Source organism: Actinomadura barringtoniae, assembly GCF_017573505.1.
In the GTDB taxonomy this organism is placed as follows: Bacteria; Actinomycetota; Actinomycetes; order Streptosporangiales; family Streptosporangiaceae; genus Spirillospora; species Spirillospora barringtoniae.
Window position 1 is genome coordinate 1 of record NZ_JAGEOJ010000033.1, and the last position, 26480, is coordinate 26480.

A 26480-nucleotide genomic window follows, 5' to 3' on the forward strand; every position below is an offset into this window, starting at 1 on the left:
TCGGTCAGCCTGGCTTGACAGCGTCCCGGTTCGTCGCCTGTCCGTTCGCCGATCCGGGCGAGGGCGCCGGCCAGCGGATGTATGCGACCGGTGATCGGGTGCATTGGACGCGTGATGGTGAGCTTGCCTTTGATGGGCGGGCCGACGACCAGGTGAAGATCCGGGGTTTCCGGGTCGAGCCCGGTGAAGTCCAGACCCATCTGAGTGGGCACCGTGATGTCGCTCATGCCGCGGTCATCGCCCGAAATGACGCCCTCGTCGCCTACCTGGTGCCCGTTTCGGGCGGTTTGGATCTGGTGGCCGTGCGAGGGTATTTGGCCGATCGGCTGCCTGATTACATGATTCCGTCGGCCTTGGTGGTTCTCGACGGGCTGCCGGTCACCGTCAACGGCAAGCTCGACACCGGTGCCCTGCCCGACCCGGTGGCCGAGACCACCGGTGACCAGGCCCCGGCCGACGCGCGTGAGGAAATCCTCGGCCACCTCTTCGCCGACGTCCTCGGGCTCCCCGCCATCGCCGGCCCCCACGACAACTTCTTCGCCCTCGGCGGCCACTCCCTCCTCGCCGCCGAGCTCGTCCGGCGTCTGGGCTCTCAGGGGCTGTCGGTATCTGTTCGCGCGCTCTTCGAGAACCCCACACCCGCGAGCCTGGCTCGCGTGACGACGGCACCACCCGTGCCGGTGCCGCCGAACCGGATCCCGCTCGGCGCCCAGCAGCTGACCCCGGATCAGCTGCCTCTGGTTGAACTGACTCCGGAAAAACTGGACCTCGTCGTCGCCGCCGTGGACGGCGGCGCCGCGAACATCGCCGACGTCTACCCCCTCACCCCACTTCAGGAGGGCATCTTTTTCCACCACCTGCTCGCGGGTGGCGAAACCGACGCCTACCTGTCCCCTTACGTCGTGGCCTGTGAAAGCCGTAGGCATCGAGACGACTTCGTGGCCGCCCTGCAGCAGGTCGTCGACCGTCACGACATCTACCGCAGCGCCGTGATCTGGGACGGCCTGCGGGAACCGGTACAGGTGGTCTGGCGGCAGGCCCGTATCCCCGTCGCTCCCGTCGAACTCACGGCGTCGGCGGACGAGGCACCGGCCGCGCTGGCCGACCTTGTCGGTAGCTCCATGGACCTCGGCCGGGCCCCGCTCATCGACGTGCACACGGCAGAACCGCAGCCTGGCGTCTGGCTCGCTCTGGTGCGCCTGCACCACATAGCCCAGGACCATCTCGGGCTGGAAGCCGTCATCGGCGAGGTGCGGGAGATCCTGGCCGGCCGTTCCGGCGACCTGCCTTCGGCGGTGCCGTTCCGGGAGTTCGTCATGCAGGCCCGTGGGGACGTCGACCGTCGCGCCGACCACGAGCGCTACTTCGCCGATCTGCTGGGCGACGTCGAGGAACCGACCGCTCCCTACGGACTGCTCGACGCCCGCACCGCGGGAGCATCGGCCATCCGCAGCCACCTCCCGATCGAAGCCGCACTGACCGGACGCCTGCGCGCCGTCGCCCGCCGCGCAGGTGCCAGCCCGGCGACAGTCCTCCACCTCTGCTGGGCACGGGTACTGGCCGCGGTGTCCGGACGCCAGGACGTGGTCTTCGGCTCCGTTCTCCTCGGGCGCCTCAGCGTGCCCGGGGCAGCCGACGACGCGCCGGGGCTGTTCATGAACACCCTGCCGCTGCGTGTACGCGTGGACCGCACAGGGGTCCTGGAGGCGGTCGACGCACTGCGGGCTGAGCTGGCCGCGTTGATGGAGCACGAGCATGCCTCCTTGGCGCTCGCCCAGCAGGCCAGCGCTGTCCCCGTCGGGTTCCCCTTGTTCACGTCCCTCTTCAACTACCGCCACACGAGCGCCCCGCCCTCTGCACGCGGGCAGGAGGGCGCCCCCACCATCCGGACGGTGTACACGCGCGATCGCAACACCTACCCGCTGGCCGTCGCCGTCGACGACCTCGGCGAGCAGGGTCTCGTGCTGACCGTCGACGCCGTGGCGCCGGTCGACCCGGACGGCGTCGCTCGGCTCATGCACACCACCCTTGAGAACCTCGTCACCGCTGCCGAGCTGGCTCTGGACGGTGAGCCTCCACGGCCCCTTAACGGGGTCGCGGTCCTGGAGAACCGGGAAAGAACCCGCCTGCTTGAGGACGGCAACGACACCACCACCGACCGGCCGGCACCGGATCTCGTGAGCCAGATCGAGGTGGTCGCCCGCGGGAACCAGGGCCAGGCACCGGCGGTCATCGACGAGGGAACCCGCTTGTCCTTCGCCGACCTGGATCGCCGGGCCAACCAGCTCGCCCGCCATCTTGTGGCCGCGGGCGCCCGGCCGGAGTCGGTGGTCGCCGTCCGGCTGCGTCCGGGTGCCGGACTGGTGACCGCACTGCTGGCCGTGCTCAAGTCCGGCGCCGCGTACCTGCCGGTCGACCCCGCCCACCCGGTCGAGCGGGCGCGCTTCCTCATCGACGACGCCAGGGCGGGCCTGATCGTCACCGATCGTGACCTCGGCGCCGGTCTCCCGGCGACGGTGCGGTCGGTCTTCATGGACGATCCGGTCACCGACGCGGACGTGAACTCCCAGGACGACACCCCACTGGGAATTGAAGTCCGCCCGGAGCAGGCCGCCTACGTCATGCACACCTCCGGTTCGAGCGGCACGCCGAAGGGCGTCATCATCCCTCGGGGCGGCCTGGCGAACTATCTGACCTGGGCCGCTCGGTCGTATGACGTGGCCGGTAGCGCCGGCGCCGTGCTGCACTCGTCGATCGCGTTCGACCTCACCGTGACCAGCATCTTCGTACCTCTCGTCAGCGGAGCCCCGATCGTCGTCGGTGAACGCGAGGGTGTGCGGGGTCTCGCCGGCATCCTCCGCCGTGAGACCGGGTTCGGGCTTGTCAAGGTCGTGCCGGCGCATCTCCCGTTGCTGGCCGACCTCGTGCCTGGCGCCGACCTGCCCGGAGCGGCCGCCCGCTGGGTGGTCGGCGGCGAGGCACTGCCGCCGGCGACCGTCCGCTCCTGGCTGCGGCTCGCGCCGGACAGTGTCGTGGTGAACGAGTACGGCCCGACCGAGACCGTCGTCGGCTGCTCGACGCACGAGGTCCGCGCCCGAGACCTGGACCACCTCGGTGACGTCGTTCCGATCGGACGGCCGGCCGCGAACAACCGCATGTACGTGCTGGACGAGTCGCTGGCCCCGGTGCCCACCAACGTCATCGGCGACCTCTACGTGGCCGGTGACCAACTCGCCCGCGGGTACGTGGGACGGCCCGCACTCACGGCGGAACGCTTCGTGGCCTGTCCGTTCCCTGGCGCCGGGCAGGCCGGTGGCGAGCGGATGTACCGGACGGGGGACCGGGCCCTCCGGCGAGCTGACGGGAACCTCGTCTATGTCGGCCGCGCCGATGACCAGGTCAAGGTCCGCGGATACCGGATCGAACCGGGGGAGGTCGAGGCCGCCCTGACCGCCGACCCTGAGGTCGGACAGGCCGCCGTGGTCGCCCGGGAGGACACTCTGGGAGACGCGCGCCTGGTCGGGTACGTGGTGGCGAGCTCCTCGCGAACCCCCGATGATGACGGTTCCTGGGCGGAGCAAGTCCGGGGGCGGCTTTCCGGCCGCCTGCCCGATCATCTGGTACCGGCCATGCTGGTCGTGCTCCCGCAGCTACCCCTCACCCGGAACGGCAAGGTGGACCGGCGCGCTCTACCAGCGCCCGAGCCGTCCAGTCCGGGGGCCACGGGATCGGGGGACGACCCGCGCGAGGTGCTCGTCACCCAGCTCTTCGCCGAGGTCCTGGGACGTGACTCGGTGTCGGTCGACGACGACTTCTTCGGCCTCGGAGGCCACTCCCTGCTCGCGGTGTCGCTGGTGTCGCGGCTGCGGGCCGCCCTCGGGGTCGATCTGCAGATCGCCCAGATCTTCGACCACCCCACCGCGGCCGCCCTCGTCGCGACCCTGGATGAGGCGCCCGGGACGGCCGGAAGGGCTCTGGTGACCCCATCCTTGCCGGCGCCGCGCCCGAGGCCGGACCGCGTCCCGCTGTCCTTCGGCCAGCAACGGCTCTGGTTCCTGGGCCAGCTCGAAGGCCCGAAGCCGGTCTACACCATCCCGGTCACGGCGCGGCTGACGGGGGAGCTGGACGTCGAAGCCTTGCGAGCGGCCTTCCGCGACGTTCTCGATCGTCACGAGGTGCTGCGCACCAGGTTCCCGGCCATCGACGGTGAGCCCTTCCAGCAGACCCAGGCTCTGGCCGAGCTACGGTGGGAGCTCGCGGTCGAAACGGTCGCCGAATGCGACTTGAACGATGCGATCGCGGCCATCAAGGGCCGCCCGTTCGACCTGGCCGACGAACTGCCCGTCCGAGCGGCGCTCCTGACCACCGGGCCGGCCGACCACGTCCTTGTCGTCGTCCTGCATCACATCGCCGCCGACGGCTGGTCCTGGCGGCCGCTGGCGAACGACCTGGCGACCGCCTACGCCGCCAGGGTCCGCGGTTCGGCTCCGGACTGGACGCCCCTGCCGCTCCAGTACGCGGACGTGGCTCTTTGGCAGCGTGAGACACTCGGCGACCTGGAGGATCCGGCATCGCGCGCGGGGCGTCAGCTCGCCTACTGGCGGGAGGCGCTCGACGGAATCCCCGGTGAGCTGGCCCTTCCCGCCGACCACGGCCGGCCCGCGGCCGCCTCCCACCGCGGCCACGCCTGCGATTTCACGCTGTCCGCGGCGGCGCACGCACAGCTGGTAGAGCTCGCCCGGGCCCAGGGCGTGACGGTGTTCATGGTTCTGCACACCGCACTCGCCGTGCTCCTCTCGCGGCTGGGAGCGGGGACGGACCTCCCGATCGGGACCGTGGTCGCCGGTCGATCCGACGCCGCCCTTGAGGAACTGATCGGATTCTTCGTCAACACCCTGGTGCTGCGGGCCGATCTGAAGGAGGACCCGACGGTCACCGAGGCGCTCGGGAGATCCCGGGCCACCGCGCTCGCGGCATTCGCCCACCAGGACGTCCCCTTCGAGAACATCGTCGACGCTGTGGCGCCGGCCCGCTCCCTGGGACGGCACCCTCTCTTCCAGGTCATGCTCACGCTGCAGAACACCGCGGACGCGACGCTCGACCTCCCCGACGTCACCACCGGAGCGGGCGATCCGGAGAGCGCCGGCGGTGTCACCGCCAAGTTCGACCTTGAGGTCACGGTGTCCGAGAACCACGCCGAGTCGGGCCGGCCGGCCGGCCTGAAGGGCGTGCTCACTGGTGCGGCCGACCTCTTCGAACCGGCCACGGTCCAGATCCTCGGCCGCCGACTGTCCCGGACCGTCGAGATGATGGTCGCCGACCCGGAGCGCCGGTTGAGCGACCTCGACCTCCTCACGCCGACCGAGCGCTCGCTCCTGCTCGACGACTGGAACCGCGTGGATTCCCGCCCGTGCCGGTCGGTCACCGTGGTGGATCTGTTCCGAGCCCAGACGACGGCGACCCCGGACGGGATCGCCGTCACCGGCGAAGACGGTGAGCGGACCTACGCCGAACTGGACCGCGAATCCGATCGGCTCGCGCGCGTGCTCGGCCGTCTCCATCCTCCCGTGGGCCCGGAGTCGGTGGTGGCCGTCATGCTGGATCGGGGAACCACCCTCCTGACCGCCCTCCTCGCGATCCTCAAGACGGGTGCCCAATACCTCCCGCTCGACCCCACCCACCCGCCTGCTCGACTGGCCCACATCCTGGCAGAGGCGCAACCGGCGGTGCTGCTCACCGACGAAGCCCTCCAGGACGCCTGCGACGATCCGGGCCTACCGCGGCTCCTGCTCGACGACCCCTCGACCGTGGCCCAGACCGCGACCGAGTCCGGTCCGCTCCCAGCCGGCCCGCTTCCGGACAACGCTGCCTACACGCTGTACACCTCCGGATCGACCGGCACGCCGAAGGGCGTCACGGTCAGCCATCGAAGCCTGGCCAACCACCTGCTCTGGTCTCAGGAGAATCACCCGCTCGGACCGGGCGACCGGCTACTGCAGAAAACGCCCTACGTCTTCGACGTCTCGCTGCTCGAGTTCTTCACCCCGCTCATCGCCGGCGCGACCGTGGTCATGGCCCGGCCTGGGGCCCACCAGGACTCCGCCTACCTCGCCGGGGCGATGCGCGACGAGCGGATCACCGTGGCCTACTTCGTTCCGACTCTGCTGGAGGCGTTCCTGGCGGATCCGGCGGCGGCCGATGCGACCGCGCTCCGGCAGGTGTACTGCGGCGGCGAGACCCTCTACCCCGACCTGGCTGCCCGGTGCCTCGACCTGCTCCCGGGCGCGGAGCTGACCAATATCTACGGGCCGACCGAGGCCACGGTCGACGTGACGACCTGGGAAGCCGACCGGGAACGGATCTCCACCGCGACCGGGTCCGTGCCGATCGGCCGCCCGCTCGACAACACCGGCGTGTACGTGCTGGACGACCAGCTCCAGCCCGTGCCAACAGGTGCGCTCGGTGATCTGTACGTCGCCGGGGCCAACCTGGCCCGCGGATACACCGGACGGCCCGCGCTCACCGCGGAGCGGTTCGTGGCCTGCCCCTGGATCCACGGCGGTCGCATGTACCACACCGGCGATCGGGCCCGGTGGACCGCGTCCGGCGACCTGGTGTTCGCAGGACGCGGCGACGATCAGCTGAAGATCCGCGGCTACCGGATCGAGCCGGGTGAGATCCAGGCCGCACTCTCCGCTCACCCCGGTGTGGAGACGGCGGCGGTGATCGCTCGGGAGGATGTGCCCGGGCGGCCGCAGCTGGTCGCCTACGTGGTGCCGGCCAGCGTCCGGGATGCGAGGGCGGCAGACGACGACCTGGTCCGCGAGGTGCGCGCTTTCGTCGCCGGTCGGCTCCCGGAGTACCTCGTGCCCGCCGCCGTTCTGGTCCTGCCCGAGCTGCCTCTCACCACAAGCGGGAAGCTCGACCGGAAGGCGCTGCCGGCACCGGGACGGGCCGGGGGCCGCCGAGCGGCCACGCCCGAGGAAGAGATCCTGGCCCACGTCTTCGCCGACATCCTCGATCTGGAGTCGGTCGGGGCGGAGGAGGACTTCTTCGCCCTCGGCGGTCACTCGCTGCTCGCCACCCGGCTGGTGTCGCGGATCCGCACTGTGCTGGGGGCCGAGGTGCCCGTCCGGGCGATCTTCGAAGCGCCCACGGTCGCCGCGCTGGCGACCCGGATCACCGGTGACCGCGGCCAGGCGGCCATGCGGCCCGCGCTCGGCGGCGCGGCCAGGCCGGAGCTGCCGCCCATGTCCCACGGCCAGCGGCGGCTCTGGTTCCTGGACGAGTTCGAGGGCCCGAGCACCACCTACACCATCCCCGTCGTCGTGCGCCTGGATGGTGACGTCGACGCGGGTGCCCTCGGGGATGCCCTGCACGACGTCGTCACCCGCCACGAGGTACTGCGCACCCTCGCGGAACTCGTCGACGGGCAGCCGCATCAACGCATCCTCGCGCCCGAGCAGGTCGGCCGCCTCCTCGAGACGCGAGACGTGCCTGCCAACGGCCTCGATGCGGCGGTCGCCGCCGCCCTGGCCACCCCGTTCGACCTGGCCGCCCGGCCGCCGATCCGGGGGTGGCTGTTCCGATCGCCATCCGGTTCCGGAGCGGTGGAGTCGACGCTGGTGATCATGCTCCATCACATCGCCGCGGACGGGTGGTCGTGGGCGCCCCTGGCCCGCGACCTGTCCACCGCGTACACGGCCCGCCGTGAAGGGCAAGCTCCGGCGTGGAAGCCCCTGGCAGTCCAGTACGCCGACTACGCGATCTGGCAGAACCGGCTCCTGGGCGAGGAGAGCGATCCCGACGCCCTGCTCCAGCGGCAGGTCCGGTTCTGGGAGAAGACCCTCCTGCAGATACCCGAGGAACTCGCCCTCCCGGCCGACCGGCCGCGGCCGGCCGAGTCCTCCTACCGAGGTCACCAGGTGACGCTCGGGATCGCACCCGAGGTGCACCGCCGGCTGACGGCACTGGCCCGGACCCAGGGCGCGACGATCTTCATGGCCCTCGAGGCCGCCCTCGCCGTCACCCTGTCCCGGCTCGGAGCCGGCACCGACCTCCCCATCGGTGTCGCTGTTGCCGGGCGTACCGACGAGGCACTCGACGACCTGGTGGGGTTCTTCGTGAACACCCTCGTCCTGCGGACCGACCTGTCAGGCGACCCGACGTTCCTGGAGGTCCTCGGGCGTGTACGCGAGACCTTCCTGGACGCCCTGGCTCACCAGGACGCCCCGTTCGAGCGGCTGGTCGAGCACTTGGCACCCAGCCGGTCGCTGTCCCGGCATCCACTGTTCCAGGTCATGCTCACGGTCCAGAACTCCGACCGGTCCGCCTTCGACCTGGAGGGCCTTCCGGCCCCGTTGCCCCTGAACGGGCTCAAGCCGGTGCCGGCGGCCAAGTTCGACCTCGACCTCACCGTCGGCGAGATGCTGGATCAGGAGGGGAGACCGGCCGGGCTGAGCGTCGGCCTGGTGGGATCTGCCGACCTCTTCGATCCCGAGACGGTCGCCTCCATCGCCGATCGGTTCGCCCGTGTCCTGGATGACGTCACCGCCCGGGCGGACGCCCGCCTCAGCGACATCGCGCTGCTGACCGCGGCCGAGACATCGCATCTGGCTCCGCCGCCGGAGCCGGCCGAGCATCTCGTACCGGCTCCGATCACGGACCTGGTCCGGCAACGGGTCACCACAGCTCCCGGCGACGTCGCGATCCAGGCCGCGGACAGCCGGCTGACCTACGGCGACCTGGGTCTGCGGGTGTCCCGGTTGGCCCGGTACCTCGCCGGCCGCGGCGTGGGTCCCGGTTCCCTGGTCGGGCTCCTCCTGGTCCGAGGCACGGACCTGTTCGTCGCGATCCTGGCCGTCCTGGAGGCTGGCGGCGCCTACGTGCCCCTCGACCCGGACCACCCTTCCGAGCGGCTGGCGTTCCTCGTCGGTGACACGTGCCCGGAACTGGTGCTCGCCACCTCCCGCGACGCTGGGCGCCTCGACGGAGTGCCGGTGCTGGCCCTGGACGATCCGGCCGTCGCGACGGAGATGGCCTCGATGCCGGGGACGCCGCTGGACGAGGTCGGCTCCCGGACCCGGCCACGTGGGGCCGATGCCTGCTACGTCGTCCACACGTCGGGATCCACCGGAAAGCCGAAGGGAGTCGTCGTCACCCACGCCGGGTTCACCAATACCACCGCTGCGCTGGCGCGGTTCGGTACCGGGCCCGGTGACCGCGTGGCGCAGTTCGCGTCCTCGACCTTCGACAACTTCGCTCTCGAGTGGTCGCTCGCGCTGACCTCGGGAGCCACCCTGGTCGTCGTTCCCACTCACGCCCGCCTGGGCGAGGACCTCACCCGGTTCATCCGCGACGAGGGCATCACGCATGCCTCACTGCCTCCCGCGGTCCTGGCCACGCTCGATGAGGAGGCCGTCCCGCGCGAGGTCGTCCTGGAAGTGGGAGGCGAGGCGCCGTCTCCCGCGCTCGTGGAGCGCTGGGCGCCGGGACGGACGCTGTTCAACACCTACGGCCCGACGGAGACGACGATCGACGCCACCGTCTGGCGGTGCGAGGCCGGCCGGCCGGAAACCCCGATCGGAAGGTCCATCCCTCACACGCGGGCCTTCGTCCTGGACGCTTTCCTGAATCCGGTGCCACCCGGCGTGACCGGTGACCTCTACCTGGCCGGTCCCGGTCTCGCACGCGGTTATCTGGGCCGGCCGGGCCAGACGGCCGAGCGGTTCGTGGCCTGCCCGTGGGACGTCGCCGCGCGGATGTACCGCAGCGGCGACCGGGCCCGGTGGGCGCGAGACGGCATGCTCGTGTTCGCCGGCCGGGACGACCACCAGGTGAAGATCCGAGGTTTCCGGATCGAACCCGGGGAGGTCGAGAGCGCGCTCGCGGACCACCCGCTGGTCGCGGAGGCCGCCGTGGTCGTTCGCGAGGACTTCGCCGGCGACCGGCGTCTCGTCGGATATGTCGTCGCGGAGGGGAACGAGTCCTCGGACGACGACGTCGACCGGACGTTGCGCGACGCCGTGGCCCGCCGGCTGCCGGTCCATCTCGTTCCCTCCGCCGTCGTCGTGCTGAAGGCGATGCCGCTCAACGCGAACGGAAAGCTGGACCGGGCCGCCCTTCCGGCACCCCCTCGCAGGGAGCCCGCGGCCGGCCGGCGCGAGCCCGCCACGGAGCGGGAGCGCCTGCTGTGCGAGGTGTTCACGGAGGTGCTGGGGGTGGACGTCGGCCCCGAGGACGACTTCTTCGACCTCGGCGGGCATTCGCTCCTCGCCGCCCGCCTGGTCACCCGGTTCCGGGAGCGCAGCGGCTCCGAGCTGCGCATCCGGGACGTCTTCCAATGGCCGACCGTGGCGGCGCTCGCCCGCAACGCCGAGACTCGGCCGAGTGTCCGGCCGCCGCTCAGGCCCATGCGCCGGAACGGGGAGGGCCGATGATCCCCCTCTCGCACGGCCAGCGCCGGTTGTGGTTCCTCAGCCAGGACGACGACTCGGGTGCGCTGTACAACAGCCCGGTCGCGGTCCGGCTCACAGGCGGGCTCGATGTCGACGCGCTGAGCCGCGCTCTCCGGGACGTCCTTGAGCGCCACGAGGTGCTGCGCACCACGTTCCCGGCGTTCCAGGGCGAACCGGAGCAGGAGATCCACGAGCCCGGCACCCTCGACTGGCGGCTCGACGTCGAACGGTCGGCGGCCGGCGAACTCGCCGCCCGCTTCGAGGAGATCGTCCGCCGGCCGTTCGACCTCGCGACGGACCTCCCGATCCGGGCCGTCCTGTTCGATCTCGGCGACGAGGAGTTCGTCCTGGTCGTGGTCGTTCACCACATCGCCGGCGACGGCTGGTCCATGGCGCCGCTCGGGCGGGACATCTCCCTCGCCTACGCCGCCCGCCGCGAGGGCCGGGCGCCGGACTGGGCGCCGTTGCCGGTCCAGTACGCGGACTACGCCCTCTGGCAGCGTGAGCTCCTCGGGGACGACGGCGACCCGGAGTCACTGATCGGGCAGCAGATCGGCTACTGGAGGCGACAGCTGGCCGGTGCACCCGAGGAACTCGACCTGCCCGCCGACCGTCCACGGCCGGGCGCCCCGAGCCGGCTGGGCCACTCCGTGGCCTTCCAGGTACCGGCGGCGGTGCACGCCCGGCTCGCCGCCGTGGCCCGCTCCACCGGAGCGACGCCGTTCATGGTCGCTTACGGCGCGCTCGCGGCGCTGCTCGTGAAAGTAGGTGCCGGCGCGGACATCGTGATCGGTACCGCCGTCGCCGGCCGTACCGACTCCGGGCTCGACGATCTGGTGGGCTTCTTCGTCAACACGCTCGCGCTGCGCACGGACCTGTCCGGCGACCCGGCTTTCAGGGAGATCCTGGCGAGGGTCCGCGAGGCGGGGCTGGAGGCGTTCGCTCACCAGGACGTCCCCTTCGAACGGGTGGTGGAGGAGCTGGCGCCGAGCCGAGTCCGCGGCCGGCACCCCTTGTTCCAGGTCATGCTCACCGTGCAGAACACCGGACGGGCGGCGCTGGCCCTGCCCGGGGTCTCCGCCTCAGCCCCACCGTCGACCGGACGAGCCGCCCCGACGGCGGCCAAGTTCGACCTGGACGTCCTTGTCTCAGAGGTCTTCGACGCGAACGGCGCTCCCGCCGGTCTACGCGGAACCCTGGTCGGCTCGGCCGATCGTTTCGACCGGTCGAGTGTCGACCGGCTCGCCGACCGGCTGACACGGATGTTCCAGGCGGTCGCGGAGGACCCGGAGGTTCCGCTCAGTCGGATCGAGGTCACGACGCCGTCCGAGCGGGAACTGGTGCTCAAGGACTGGAACCGGCCGCCCGCGGACCGGCCGCGATCGAGTTCGGCACCGGACGGACGGAGCGTCGTCGACCTCATCGACGACGTGGCGAGTCGACGGCCGGACGGTGTCGCCGTCTCGGAACACGGTCGCGAGCTCTCCTTCGCCGAGCTGGCCGACCGCTCCGACCGGCTGGCCCGCCACCTGCTCGCGCTGGGTGTTCGGCCGGAGTCGGTCGTAGCGGTCGTTCTGGGGCGCGGAGCCGACCTCGTGGTGGCCATCCTCGCCGTTCTCAAGGCCGGTGGCACCTACCTGCCCGTCGACCCCGAGTACCCGGCCGGCCGCATCGGCCGCCTGCTCTCGGATTCCCGTCCCCTCGCCGTGCTCGCCGATCGGCCGTCGGCGGCGAACCTGGACGACGTTCTGCGGGGTCCAGCGCTGGTGGTCGTTGACGAGCCCGAAGTCCGGGCGGCGGTGTCCGGGCGGCCGGGCGGCCCGGTTCGCGACGACGAGCGGGGCGGCCCGCTGGACGCCGACCGGGCGGCCTACGTCATGTACACGTCCGGCTCCACCGGCCGGCCCAAGGGGGTCGTCGTCACCCACGGCGGGCTGGCCAATTACCTCAGCTGGGCCGCCTGGACCTACGGGATGTCGTCCGGCGACGCGGCGGTGTTGCACTCCTCGATTTCCTTCGACCTGACGGTCACGAGCCTCTTCGTGCCCCTGGTGGCGGGTGGCACCGTGGTGGCCAGCCGTCGCGGCGGGATCGACGGGCTGAGCGGGTTGCTGCGGAACCAAGGCGGCTTCGGTCTGGTGAAGATCGTGCCGGCTCACCTGCCCCTCCTGGGGGAACTGCTGGACCCCTCGGCGGCGGCCGGGGCGGCGGCCAGGTGGGTGGTCGGGGGAGAGGCACTGCCGCCGGGAACGGTGCGGGACTGGTTGAGCCGGGCACCGCGGTCGGTCGTGGTGAACGAGTACGGCCCCACCGAGACGGTCGTGGGGTGCTCGGCCTTCGAGGTCACGGCAGCAGATGCCGGCGACCTCGGAGAGGTGGTGCCGATCGGTCGGCCGATCGCGAACACCCGCGTCTACGTTCTCGACGAGCACTTGTCGCCGGCTCCGGTCGGCGTCGTCGGTGATCTCTATGTCGCCGGGGCCCAGGTCGCCCGGGGCTATCAGAACCTGCCCGGATCGACCGCGAGCCGTTTCGTCGCCTGCCCGTTCGCGGAGCCCGGTGAGCGGATGTACCGAACCGGGGACCGAGCCCGCTGGTCTGCCGCCGGGCAGCTGATGTACGCGGGCCGCGACGACGAGCAGATCAAGATCCGCGGCTTCCGCATCGAGCCGGCCGAGGTGGAGGCCGAGCTGGTTCGCCTGCCGGAAGTGGAGCGAGCTCACGTCGTGGCCCGGGAGGACGCCGAGGGAAACCGGCGCCTGGTCGCCTACGTCGTTCTCGCCGCGCCTCACGACGTGGCCGCCTTGGCGGCCACGGAGGCCGAGCTGGTGAGCCGGCTGGCGAGCACGCTGCCCGGCCACCTGGTGCCCGCCAGAGTCGTCACCCTGGAAGAGTTTCCGCTCACTCCGAACGGCAAGCTGGACCGGGCCGCGCTGCCCGAACCATCCACGGACGGGTCCTCAACCGAGAGGGTCGCCGAGGACCCGTTGCAGGCGCTTCTCTCACACCAGTTCGCCGAGGCACTCCGCCTCGACAGTTTCGGCGTGGACGACGACTTCTTCGCCCGGGGCGGGCACTCCCTGCTCGCCGTGGCCGTCGTCTCCAAGGTCGGGGCCCTGCTGGACGTCGCGCTGGAGATCGGCGATCTTTTCGACCACCCGACCGTCGCCCAGATGGCCGACCTCGTGCGCGAGCGGCAGTCGTCGGGATCGCCCGGACCGGTCGTGCCGCCGCCGTCCACGCGCCCGGACCGGCTGCCGCTCTCGTTCGCCCAGCAACGTATCTGGTTCCTCGACCAGCTCGACGGGCCCGGATCGACCTACCTCATCCCAGTCGCGGTGCGGCTGACCGGTGTGCTGGACGAGCCGGCCCTGCAGGCGGCCTTCCGTGATGTCATCGATCGGCACGAGATCCTGCGCACCACCTTCCCGTCCTCCGGCGGCACGCCCTACCAGGAGATCCGGACCGGCGACGGCTGGGAACTCGGCCACGAACGGGTCGAGGACGGCGCCGCCGGCCGGCTGACGGCCGCGGTCCGGCAGCTGTCCGTCGCCCCCTTCGACCTCGCGCGAGACCTCCCGATCCGGGCCACCCTCATGACCACCGGACCTGACGAGCACATCCTGGTCGTGGTCCTCCACCACATCGCCGCCGACGGGTGGTCATGGGGGCCGCTCACTCGCGACCTCACCCAGGCCTACACCGCGCGGCGGAACGGCCGGGCACCGGACTGGCACGCGCTACCGCTGCAGTACGCGGACCACGCGATCCGCCAGACGGCGCGATCGGAAGCCGGCGGCACCGCGCTGGAGCGGGACCTCGCCTACTGGCGAGAAGCACTGGACGGCGTACCCGAGGAGCTCGTCCTGCCGTGGGACCGCCCCCGTCCGCCCGTGGCCGGCGAGCGCGGCCACCTCGTCGGATTCTCGGTATCCGCCGACCTGCACGAGCGACTCCAGGAGTTCGCCCGCGCAGAGGGCGCGACGCTCTTCATGGCGCTTCAGACGGGCTTCGGCATCCTGCTGTCCCGTCTCGGGGCCGGGTGCGACCTGCCCGTCGGCACTGTCATCGCCGGCCGGAACGAGAGCGACCTGGACGAGCTCGTCGGGTGTTTCGTCAACACGCTCGTGCTCCGGATGGATCTCTCCGGCGATCCGACGGTTCGCGAGGCGCTCACACGGGTCCGGACCACGGCGCTCGCCGCCTATGGTCACCAGCACGTTCCGTTCGAGCGGCTGGTCGAGGAGATGGCGCCCGCCCGCTCGCTGAGCCGGCATCCGCTGTTCCAGGTCATGCTCAGCCTGCAGAACACCGCAACGGGCGTGCCGCTCACGCTGCCGGGCCTTCGTGCCTCCGGCCTCGAGGGCGGCGACGGTCCGACGACCGTGAAGTTCGATCTCGATCTCACCTTCACCGAGACGCTGGACGCCGAGGGCGTACCGCAGGGGCTGCGGGGCAGCCTCGTCGCCACGGATGACCTGTTCGACCGGGCGAGCATCGAGAGGCTGGCGGCGCGTCTGGTCCAGGTGTTCGAGCTCATGACGGCCGCACCCGACCAGCAGGTCGGCGGCATCGACGTTCTCGCGGCGGCCGAGAGGTCAGAGCTGGTCGAGTCCTGGAGCGGGGCAGGCCATCGGGTGACGAACGCCGAGCCTGTCCTTGAGCGCTTCGCCCGCCACGTCGCCGCGCTACCCCGGGCCGTGGCGGTGCGGGAGGGGCGGACGGAGGTCAGCTATGCGGAGCTGGACCGGCGCTCGTCCCAGATCGCCGACGACCTGCGCGCGCACGGCGTCGAGGAGGAAGACGTCGTCGCCCTTCAGCTGCCCCGCGGGATCGAGCTCGTGACCACACTGCTGGGCGTCCTCAAGGCGGGTGCCGCCTATCTGCCTCTGGACCCCGACTTGCCCGAGGGGCGCCTCGAGGCCGTCCTCCGGGACGCCACGCCCAGCCTCGTGCTCCGCACCGGATACGTGCTCCACGGGGCAGACGGCCGCCGGGCCGCGCCGGCGGGTGCCGGCGCCCCGCACCCGGCCGCCGCGGCCTACATCGTCCACACATCCGGTTCGACCGGGCGGCCGAAAGGCGTGGTCGTCACCCATGCAGGTCTGGCCAACACCGCCGCGGCCCTTCGGCGGTTCGGCGTCACTGCGGGGTCGGTCGTGGCCCAGTTCGCGTCGCCGGGGTTCGACAACTTCGCCCTCGAATGGACCCTTGCGCTGACCACCGGGGCCACGCTCGTGATCGTCCCGCCCGACCGTCGGCTGGGCCCGGAACTAGCCGCCTTCCTTCGCACTGAGGGCGTCACGCACGCATCGCTTCCCCCTGCGGTCGTCGGCGGCCTGGATCCCGTCCACCTACCGGACCTGCGGGTGCTCGAGGTCGGAGGCGAGGTCTGCGCGCCCGAGGTCGCCGCTCGCTGGTCTCGGGGCCGGACCCTGTTCAACACCTACGGTCCGACCGAGACCACGGTCGACGCCACCGTCTGGCGCTGCCCACCGGACGACGCCACACCGGTCCGGATCGGCCGCCCCATCGCAGGTGCTCGCGTGTACGTCCTGGACGGCAGGCTCACCCCGGTGCCGCCCGGCGTCGTCGGTGACCTCTATGTCGCGGGCACAGGGGTCGCCCGCGGCTACCTCGGCCCGACGGCCCTCACCGCCGAGCGGTTCGTGGCCTGCCCCTGGGGATCGGGCGAACGCATGTACCGGACGGGCGACCGGGTCCGCTGGACCTCGGACGGGGACCTGTTGTTCGCCGGGCGGGACGACGAACAGGTGAAGATCCGTGGGTTTCGGATCGAACTCGGTGAGATCCGGGCCGTGCTCGCCGGCCATCCGGAGGTCCGGCAGGCCGAGGTCGTGATCAGGGACGACGGCCTCGGCGGCACCCGTCCGGTGGGATACGTCGTGCTCGCCGAGAACGCCGGACCGCAGGTCACCCGTGGGGTCACCGATTTCCTCGCTGCCCGCCTGCCGGCTTACATGGTCCCGGCCGTCGTAGAACTGACCACGTTTCCCCTCACCGCCAACGGCAAGCTGGACACTGCTGCGCTCCCGGCCCCGGACCGGCCGGAGGCCGGCCCGCGCCGCGCTCCTGCTAATCCCCGCGAAGCGGCGGTCTGCCAAGCCTTTGCGACCGTGCTCAGGCTGGCCGAGGTCGGCCCGGACGACAACTTCTTCGTCCTTGGAGGGCATTCGCTGCTCGCGGTCGTACTGATCGAGGAACTGGCCTCCGCGGGTCTGCGGGTCCCAGTCCGGGCGCTGTTCGAGTCGCCGACGCCGTCCCGCCTCGCCGCGGTCGCCGCGGCGACCGACCTCGGGAGGCTTGGCGGTGCGTCCGGATCCGTCCCGCAGGGCACCACGGAGCTCCGACCCGAGATGGTTCCCCTTGCGGGGCTCAGCGCCGCGGAACTGGACACGATCGCGAAGGGCGTCGAGGGAGGGGCCGCGAACGTCGCGGACGTCTACCCGCTGACGCCGCTCCAGGAAGGGATGCTGTTCCACCACCTCCTCGCACCCGGGCAGGACGACGCCTACGTCGGCCAGACCGTTGTCGAACTCGATTCCCGCGAGCGGTTGGAGGCCTTTCTCGACGCGCTTCGACAGGTGATCGCCCGGCACGACTCCTGCCGGAGCGCGATCGTCTGGAAGGAACTCCGCGAGCCCGTCCAGGTCGTGCTGCGGGTGGCCGACCTCCCGGTCATCGATGTACCCGTCGAGCCCGGAACGTCCGATCCCGCAGGTGATCTGGCCGCCCTGACCGGCTTCGCCATGGACCTCGCCCGCGCACCCCTCATGGACGTCCACACCGCCGCCCTCGGCGACGGGCGGTGGCTGGCGTTGATCCGGCTGCACCACATCTTGCTCGACCACGCGGGCATCGAAGTGCTCCTCGCGGAGATCCGGGAGATCCTGGCCGGACGGAGTGACCACCTGCCCGAGCCCCTGCCGTTCCGCGACGTCGTCGCGCGGATCCGCTCGGCCGACCCAGCGCTCCGAGCCGCCCACGAGCGCTTCTTCGCGGACCTGCTGGGCGATTTCGAGGAGCCCACCACGCCGTACGGAGTCCAGGACGTGCGAGGCGACGGCGCCGACGCCGTGCGGGCCCACCAGGAGCTGCCCGGGGATCTCGCCGACCGGCTGCGAAAGGCAGCGCGGGACCTGGCGGTGAGCCCGGCCACCCTCTGGCATGTCGCCTGGTCGCGGGTGCTGGCCACGCTGAGCGGCCGTCGCGACGTCGTGTTCGGGACCGTGCTGCTCGGGCGCATGGACGCGGGGCCGGGTGCGGAACGCGCCCTCGGCCTGCTGATGAACACGTTGCCGGTGCGTGCCCGGCTGGACGGCACCGACCTGCTGAGAACGATCGACGGGATGCGCCGTCAGCTCGCCGCCCTGGTGGAGCACGAGCACGCACCGCTCACCCTGGCCCAGCAGGCGAGCGGCGTGGCTCCGGAGCTTCCCCTGTTCACTTCGGTTCTGAATTACCGCTTCGGCTCGGCTCCTCTCGACGGTGACGCCCCGGACCCGCCCGCCGGCCTCCGGACCGTCCTGGTCCGAGAACGGACGAACTATCCGCTCGTCGTCTCGATCGACGACGAGGAAGGGGGTTTCGCGATCAGCGTGGACGCCGTGCCGCCGGTACCGGCTCGCGACGTCGCAGACCTGACGGTGAACGCTGTCGCAAGCCTCATCGATGCACTCGAAGCCGCGCAGAGGACGGGAAGGAGCCGGCCGCCGGCGTTCCTGGACGTGCTGGGCGGCGAACGTAGGGTCCTGGACCGGTGGAACGACACCGCCCAGGAGTCGCCGTTCCGTTCTGTCATCGAGCAGTTCGACGCCGTCGTGGCCGCCGCCCCGGACGCACCCGCCGTGGTCTTCGAGGGACGGACGTTGTCGTTCGGTGAGCTGGACGCCCGCGCCAGGCGACTCGCTGCCCGGCTCACGCTGGAGCTCGACGGCGCCGAACCCGTGGTCGCGGTACTCCTGCCCCCGGGCCTGGACCTGGTGATCGGCCTGCTCGCCGTGCTCAGGGCGGGCGCGGCCTACCTCCCGATCGAGCCTGAGTTCCCACCGCACCGGATTCGTGTGCTCATCGACGACATCGGGCCCTGCGCGGTGGTCACCACAGACGCGCTCGCCTCTCTGGGGGGCGACTCTCCCGTGGTCCTCGTCGAGGAGACGGCACCTGCCTCGGCCGAGCCCGCCCCTCGGCCTCTCCGGCCGGCGGGGGCTGCCTATGTCATGCACACGTCCGGCTCGACCGGGACGCCGAAGGGCGTTGTCATCACGCATGCCGCCCTGACCAACCATCTCGGCTGGATCCGGGACTGGTGCCCGATCGCCCCGGGGGACCGTGTCGTCTTCAAGGCGCCACCTGTGTTCGACGTCTCGATCCTGGAACTGTTCGCCCCCCTCACCACCGGAGCCACGGTGGTCGTCGCTCGGCCCGGCGGCCATCTGGACGCCCAGTACCTCGCCGAGCTGGTCCAGGAACAGGAGGTCAACGTCCTCTTCTTCGTTCCGACCCTCCTGGAGGCATTCCTCGACGAGCCGTCGGCTGCGGGCTGTTCGAGCCTTCGGCACGTGCTGTCGGGCGGCGAGACGCTGTCGCCGGCGCTCGTCGACCGCTTCGAGGCGACGTTCGGCGATCACGTCGCGCTGACCAACCTCTACGGCCCCACAGAGGTGACGGTCGACGCCACCGCCTGGCGGCTCGATCCCGGCCGAGAGCCCGGCACCCGCAACGCCGTCCCCATCGGACGGCCCGTGACGAACACCCGGGCGTTCGTCCTCGACGAGCTGCTCTCGCCGGTGCCCGCCGGCGTCGTGGGCGACCTGTACCTGAGCGGCGTCCAGGTCGCCCGGGGGTACAGCGGGCGGCCCGGTCTGACCGCCCGGCGCTTCGTCGCCTGCCCCTTCGCCGCCGGTCAGGCCGCACCCGGAGAACGCATGTACGCGACTGGAGACCGAGCCCACTGGACTCCGGACGGCGAACTCGTCTTCACCGGACGCGAGGACGACCAGCAGAAACTGCGCGGGTATCGGATCGAGCCGGCCGAGATCGAGGCGGTACTCACCGCCCACGCCCTGGTCGAACGGGTCGCCGTCGTCCTGCGGAAGGACGACCCGGAAGGTCCGCGGCTCGTCGCCTACGTCGTGGCCTCGTCCGCGGCCGGCGAGATCCTGCCCGAGGAGTTGCGTGCGCTCGCGGCGGCCCGGCTGCCCCGGGCCTGGGTGCCCTCGGTCGTCATCGTCCTGGAGGCCATGCCACTCACCGTCGGGGGGAAGCTCGATCGTCGGGCGCTCCCGGTCCCCGCGGTCGCCGTCTCTCAGCGCGCCCACGGCCCGCAGGACACCCTGGAGGGGGTCGTGGCACAGCTGTTCGCCGAGGTGCTCCGGCGCCCCGAGGTCGGTGTGGACGATGACTTCTTCGCTCTCGGTGGCCACTCGTTGCTGGCCACCCGGCTGCTGTCGCGCGTGCGAACCGTCCTGCACGCCGAGCCGGCCCTCCGGGTGCTGTTCGAGGCACCGACGGTCCGTGGGTTCGCTCGCAGGCTGGGTGAGTCCACCGGCGAGGCCGCCACGCGGCCGGCCCTGACCCGCGGCCGGTATCCCGGGCCGGCGCCCATGTCGTCCGGCCAGCGCCGCCTCTGGTTCCTGGACAGGCTCGACGGCCCAGGCACGGCGTACACGATTCCCCTCGTGGTCTCCCTCGACGGCCCGCTCGACGGCGAGGCCCTCGCCACCGCTTTCCGGGACGTACTGGTCCGCCATGAGGTGCTCCGTACCCTGCCCCTCGTCGTTGACGGGGAGCCCCATCAGAACGTGGTGCGCCCTGAGCAACTGGACGTGCCCTTCGAGGCCGTCTCGCTGGAGGATGTCCCTGATTCGGAGCGCCGGGAGGCTCTGAACTCCGCGGTCCACCGGGCGGCCGGGCACGTTTTCGACCTCGCCACCGACCTGCCCGTCCGGGCCTGGCTGCTGCGGGCCACAGAGGAAGAGCACGTCCTGGTGGTCGTCGTGCATCACTTGGCCGCCGACGGCTGGTCGCTGAGCCCGCTCGGGCGCGACCTGTCCCGCGCCTACGTCGCACGCGCGGGCGGACGGGCACCGGAGTGGACGCCGCTGCCCGTCCAATACGCCGACTATGCCGTCTGGCAGGCACAGGTGCTCGGCGATGGCGACGACGATCCGACCGGTCAGCTCGCCTTCTGGCGACGCCGGCTCGCGGGCGTCCCGCCCGAACTGGACCTTCCCGCCGACCGGCCGCGACCGGCACTCGAGTCGCACCGCGGGCACGCCGTCCCGGTCACCGTGCCCGCCGACCTGCACCGCCGACTCCGTGCGATCGCCCTCGCCGAAGGCGTCACCGTGTTCATGGTGCTGCAGGCGGCCTTCGCCGCCCTCCTCACCCGTCTCGGAGCCGGCACCGACATCCTGATCGGGACGCCTGTGGCCGGACGCACCGACGAGCAACTCGACGACCTGGTCGGCTTCTTCGTCAACACCCTCACCCTCCGCACCGACCTCTCGGGCGAGCCGGACTTTCGCGAACTGCTACGCCGGGTGCGGGAGACCGATCTGGGCGCGCACGCCCACCAGGACATCCCCTTCGAGCGACTGGTCGAGGAGCTGGCGCCCGAACGCTCACTCGCCCGGCACCCGCTGTTCCAGGTCGTGCTCACCCTGCAGAACGTCGAGCCGGCCCTCCTGGACTTCCCAGGCGTCGCCGTCGCCGGTGTGCCCCTGGCGGAGGGACTGCCCGTCACCGCGCGATTCGACCTGGAAATGGCCCTCGGCGAGACCACGGCCGACGACGGTGGTCCAGCCGGCATCCGTGGAACCCTGATCGGCTCGGCCGATCTGTTCGAGCCGCCTACCGTGGCCGATCTGGCCGGGCGGTTCGTCCGGCTGCTCGCGGCCGCCATCGACGAACCGGGGCGACCCCTGGGGCGGCTCGACGTGCTCGCGCCGGGCGAACGCGAGGTAATGCTCGCGGCAGGCGGGGCCGGCCCGGCCCCCGCGCACCGGACGACCACCCTGGCGGACCGTTTCCAGGAGCAGGCGGACCAGGCTCCCGAGGCGGTCGCCGTCCTGGACGGGAGCCGCTTGCTCACCTACGGTGACCTGGACCTCCGGGCGAACCGCCTTGCCCGTCGTCTCGTGCGGACCGGAGTCGGGCCCGACGCTCCGGTCGCGGTGGTGATGGAGCGCGGAGCCGAGCTGATCGTGGCCCTGCTCGCGGTGCTCAAGGCGGGTGGGCACTATGTGCCACTCGACGCCGCCTACCCGGCTGACCGCATCGACTATGTCCTCGCCGACGTCGCGCCCGCCACAGTTCTCGCCGACCAGGCCTGCGCCTCCCACCTGGCCGGCACCCGGGCTGGGTCGCTGCCGATGATCGTCGTCGACGAGCCGGACACGGTGGCCGGCCTCGCGGCCGAGGACGGCTCCCCGATCGGCGATTCCGAGCGGCTGGCACCGCTGCGGCCGGACCATCTGGCCTACGTCATCCACACATCGGGATCCACCGGCCGGCCCAAGGGCGTCGCGATCACCCACCGCAACGTCATCAGCCTGCTCGAGGCCGGCCGGGAGGCGTTCGCCCTCGGGCCCGCGGACACCTGGAGCTGGTTCCACTCCTACGCCTTCGACTTCTCCGTCTGGGAGCTGTGGGGCGCGCTCCTCCACGGGGCCCGGGTGTCGGTCGTCCCCTACGTCGTCTCCCGGTCGCCGGAGAACTTCGTCGAACAGCTCGTCCGCGACCAGGTGACCGTCCTGAGCCAGACGCCGTCGGCGTTCTCCCAGCTGGCGGCCGAGCTCGGGCCCGAGATCTCGAGAGCCTCCCTCCGCCTTGTGATCTTCGGCGGTGAGGCGCTCGACCGGTCCCACCTGGAGGCCTGGCCCGTGCTTGCGGACGGCGTCGCCCCCCGCCTGGTCAACATGTACGGCATCACCGAGACGACAGTGCATGTGACGCGCTGGGACGTCGACGCCGAACGGGTGCGATCGGGCGAGCCCCCCGGCATCGGGCCCGGCCTGCCCGGTACCCGAGTGCTCGTCCTCGACGGCGCGCTGCAGCCCGTCCCGGCCGGCGGAACCGGCGACATCTACGTCGTCGGACCCGGCCTGGCACGCGGGTACGTGGGCCGGCCGGAGCTGACCGCCGAGCGGTTCGTCGCCTGCCCCTTCCCGGACCCCGACGGGAAGCCGGGAGGCCGCATGTACCGTAGCGGCGACCGCGGCCGGTGGACCGCGGACGGCCGCCTGCTGTACCGGGGCCGGGAGGACGACCAGGTGAAGATCCGGGGCTTCCGGATCGAGCCGGGGGAGATCCAGGCCGTGCTCGCCGCTCACCCTGCCGTCGCCGAGGCGGCGGTCGTGGTCCGAGAGGACGTCCCCGGCGACCGCAGGCTGACCGGCTACGTCGTCCCCGCCGACGGCGCCGGGGCGGAGCTGGACGAGGCGCTCCGCCGCCACACCGCCGGACGGCTGCCGGCCCACATGGTCCCGACGGCGTTCGTGGCGCTGGATCAGTTGCCACTGACCGCCCACGGGAAGCTGGACCGGGCCGCTCTGCCTGCCCCGCGCACCGGGCCGGCGCCGTCCGGCCGCGGGCCGGCGGACGCCCGGGAGGAGGCCATCGCTCAGTCCTTCGCCGACGTGCTCGGCCGCCCGTCGGTCGGGGTCGACGAGGACTTCTTCGCTCTCGGCGGCCACTCCATGCTGGCGGTCACGCTCGTCGAGCGGCTGCGGGCCCAGGGCGTGTCCCTGTCGGTGCGGGCGCTCTTCGAAACCCCCACCGTCGCAGGCCTGGCCGCGAGTTCGGGGCACGCGACGCTCCCCGTGCCGCCGAACCGTATCCCCGACGGCGCCGTCCGGCTCACACCGGACATGCTGCCCCTGGTCGACCTCACGCCGGAGGAACTCGACCGGATCGCCGCCCGGATCCCCGGTGGTGCCCCCAACGTCGCCGACCTTTATCCCCTCGCGCCGTTGCAGGAAGGAATCCTGTTCCATCACCTCCTCGCGGATGGAGCCGGCCCCGACGCCTACCTGACCCCGTTCCTCCTCGGATTCGACTCCCGGACTCGTCTGGACGCGTTCCTGGCCGCCCTGCAGCAGGTCGTCGACCGGCATGACATCTGCCGCACCGCGGTGCTCTGGGAGGAAGCCGACGAGCCTGTGCAGGTCGTGCTGCGCCAGGCCCCCCTTCCGATCACCGAGGTGCCGCCGGCGAACTCGGATGTGCCCGGGGCCGACCCGCGGGCCCGCCTTCGCGCGGTCGCCGGTGGATGGATGGACGTCACCCGGGCCCCGCTCATCGATGTCCACGTCACCGCCGACGGCCACGAGAGCTGGCTGGCCCTGGTCCGGCTGCACCACCTGGCGCTCGACCACACCGGCATGGACGTCCTGCTCGACGAGATCCGCTCGATCCTGGCCGGCCGCCACGGCGACCTGCCCGCGCCGCTGCCATTCCGGGACTTCGTCGTCCAGGCGCGCGGAACCGAGGAGCGGACGGCCGGGCATGCCGCCTACTTCGCGGAACTCCTAGGTGACGTCGACGAGCCCACCGCGCCGTACGGCCTGCTCGACGTGCGAGGCGACGGCTCGGACGCCCGCACCGCCGACCGGTCGCTCGACCTCGACCTCTCCGCGCGTCTGCGGGCCGTGAGCAAGGCGGCGGGCGCCAGCCCGGCCACGGTGCTGCACGTCGCCTGGGCCCGGACTCTGAGCGCTCTGAGCGGGCAGCCTGACGTCGTCTTCGGCACCGTCCTGTTCGGCCGCATGGACGGCGGCGCCGGAGCGGATCGCGTGCTCGGCCTGTTCATGAACACCCTGCCCGTGCGGTTCCGAATCGACCAGGACGACGTGCTGACCTCCGTGGCTCGCATGCGCTCGCATCTGGCGGCCCTCCTGGAGCATGAGCACACCCCCCTGTCAGCGGCTCTGGGGGCCGGCCGACTGCCCGCCGACGTTCCACTGTTCACCACCCTTTTCAACGCGCGCCACTCCCCGCCCACCGGATCGGCGGCGTCCGGCACCGAAACCGCCGGCGAACCGCTCGCGGGCGTGCGGACCCTGGATGTCCACGAGCGCACGAATTATCCGATCAGCGTGTCGGTCGACGACGCAGGCCCGTCGGGAGGATTCGGCTGCACGGTCGACGCGGTCGCCCCTGCCGATCCCGACCTCATCGCCCGGATGTTCATCACGACCGTGGCCGCGATAGTCACGGCGCTGGAAAAGGCGGTGACTCAGCCGGAGACGGCGACAGCGCTGCGCGATGTCGCCGTCGTGTCCTCCGGCGAGCGAGACCGACTTCTGTGCCTCGGTTCCGGCTCGCCGCCAGATTCGGCCGCGCCGCCGGTCCTGTCGCTGGTCGCGGACGCCGTGGCCACCGCGCCCGGGGCCCCGGCCGTCTCAGGTCCCGCACGCTCTCTCACCTACGGAGAGCTGGCTGTGGAGGCCGGCCGCGTGGCCCGTCTCCTCACCACGCGGGGGATCGGCACGGACGCGATCGTAGGCGTCGCTCTGGACCGCGGGCCCGACCTGATCGCCACCCTGCTGGGCATCCTGGCCGCCGGTGCCGCATACCTCCCGATCGATCCCGACCATCCCTCGGCCCGGCTGGGATTCGTGCTCGACGACGCCCGGCCGGTCATGGTCCTGACCTCCACGGCCCGGCTCCCCGCCTTGAGCGGACCGGCCGGTGGCCGTGTGCCGCTGGTCGCGATCGACGAGCCGGGGACGCTCCCTGACGGCGAGGCCGGTGCCGGGCTTCCCGTGGCGGCGTGCCCGGACGCGAGTGCCGCCTACATCGTCTACACCTCTGGGTCGACCGGGACCCCCAAGGCCGTCGTCGTCACCCAGGCCGGGCTGGCCAACACCGTGTCCGGGCTGTCCCGGTTCGGCGCCGGACCGGGATCACGGGTGGCGCAGTTCGCCTCCGCCACCTTCGACAACTTCGCCCTCGAGTGGACGCTGGCCCTCACCTCGGGCGCGGAGCTGGTCGTCGTGCCACCGGACGCTCGCGCCGGCGAGGACCTCGTCGCCGTCCTCACCGATCACGCCGTGACCCATGCGTCGCTGCCGCCAGCCGTCGTGGCCGACCTCGAACCGGGCGCGCTCCCCGCCGGTCTGGTTCTGGAAGTCGGCGGTGAGGCCTGCCCGCCCGCGGTCGCCGCGCGCTGGTCGGAGGACCGGACGCTGTTCAACACCTACGGTCCGACCGAGACGACGGTCGACGCGACGGTGTGGCGTTGCGAGCCCGGCGCCCGCGTCGTCGCCATCGGGCGGCCGATCACCGGGGTCCGTGCCTTCGTGCTCGACTCGCGGCTGGGCCTGGTGCCTCCCGGAGTGGAAGGCGACCTTTACCTGGCCGGGCGTGGGCTCGCCCGCGGTTACCTGAATCGGCCGGGCCTGACCGCAGGCCGGTTCGTCGCCTGCCCCTGGGCGTCTGGGGAGCGCATGTACCGCACCGGCGACCGGGCGCGCTGGAGCGGCGACGAACAGCTCGTGTTCGCCGGGCGCAGTGACGACCAGGTGCAGATCCGAGGGCATCGGATCGAGCCCGGCGAGATCGCCGAGGCCCTGACACGGCATCCCCAGGTGGACCAGGCCGCCGTGATCGCCCGTGCGGACCCGCTCGGCGATCAGCAGCTGGTCGGCTACGTCGTCCCGGGCCCGGCTGCCGACGTCGACGAGCAGGCCGCCGCTGAGCTGGTCCGCGAGCTGCGCGCGCATCTCACCGCGCTCTTGCCCGCGTATCTGGTCCCGCCCGCCGTCGTCGTCCTGCCCGGGCTGCCCCTCACACCCAACGGCAAGCTCGACCGGGCCGCGCTGCCCGTTCCGGCCGCCACCGGCGCCGGAGGTGGGCGCGCGCCGTCGGGACCGGACGAAAGCGCGCTCGCCGAGATCTTCGCCGAGGTGCTCGGCCTGGACAGGGTCGGAGCGGATGAAGACTTCTTCGCCCTCGGTGGCCATTCACTGCTCGCCACCCGGCTGATCGCCCGGGTCC

Annotated in this window: 2 protein-coding genes (1 of these 2 running past the window's edge); both read left to right on the top strand. The window is 72.0% G+C overall.

The window, feature by feature from the left end; all coding sequences use genetic code 11:
* Positions 1 to 77 precede the first annotated feature (77 nt).
* Entirely contained in the window at positions 78 to 10439 is a 10362-nt protein-coding gene (locus J4573_RS49280) for a non-ribosomal peptide synthetase (RefSeq protein ID WP_243774860.1), read from the top strand.
* Positions 10436 to 26480: the 5' portion of a non-ribosomal peptide synthetase gene (locus J4573_RS49285; protein WP_208263386.1), read on the top strand. Its footprint extends 137 nt past the window's final position; 16045 of the gene's 16182 nt are visible here — the first part of the coding sequence; it begins with the start codon at positions 10436 to 10438; its stop codon lies off the right edge, out of view. The genes J4573_RS49280 and J4573_RS49285 overlap by 4 nt, the downstream gene beginning before the upstream one ends.